The organism is Escherichia sp. GZ89 (genome assembly GCF_019366485.1).
Classification (GTDB): domain Bacteria; phylum Pseudomonadota; class Gammaproteobacteria; order Enterobacterales; family Enterobacteriaceae; genus Escherichia; species Escherichia fergusonii.
The window spans coordinates 1-563 of record NZ_JAEOHX010000065.1 but is presented as its reverse complement, the minus strand read 5'-3'; the positions used below and the strand labels follow the sequence as shown (position 1 = coordinate 563).

The following is a 563-nucleotide window of genomic DNA, read 5'->3' as shown; positions in this document are numbered from 1 at the left end:
GATCTGGGTGCAAACGCTGGTGCCGCCTGTCATCACCATGACGCTCTATTTTATTATTTTCGGTAACCTGATCGGTTCGCGCATCGGCGAAATGCATGGCTTTAGCTATATGCAATTTATTGTGCCGGGCCTGATTATGATGGCGGTCATTACTAACTCCTACGCCAATGTGGCCTCCTCGTTCTTTAGCGCCAAGTTTCAGCGCAATATTGAGGAACTGCTGGTCGCGCCGGTGCCAACGCACGTGATCATCGCCGGATTTGTCGGCGGCGGCGTGGCGCGCGGGCTGTGCGTGGGGATTCTGGTGACGGCGATTTCGCTCTTTTTCGTGCCTTTCCAGGTGCATTCCTGGGTATTTGTCGCGCTAACGCTGATTCTGACCGCGATTCTGGTCTCGCTGGCCGGACTGCTGAACGCCGTGTTTGCCAAAACCTTTGACGATATCAGTCTGATCCCGACCTTTGTGCTGACGCCGCTGACCTACCTCGGCGGGGTATTTTACTCGCTGACGCTGCTGCCGCCGTTCTGGCAAGGGTTGTCGCACCTGAACCCGATCGTCTACA

At 55.8% G+C, this 563-nt stretch carries 1 protein-coding gene; it reads left to right on the top strand.

The features are described from left to right. On the top strand, positions 1-563 hold a 563-nt coding region (locus K0335_RS22225), incomplete at both ends, for an ABC transporter permease (protein ID WP_219394172.1).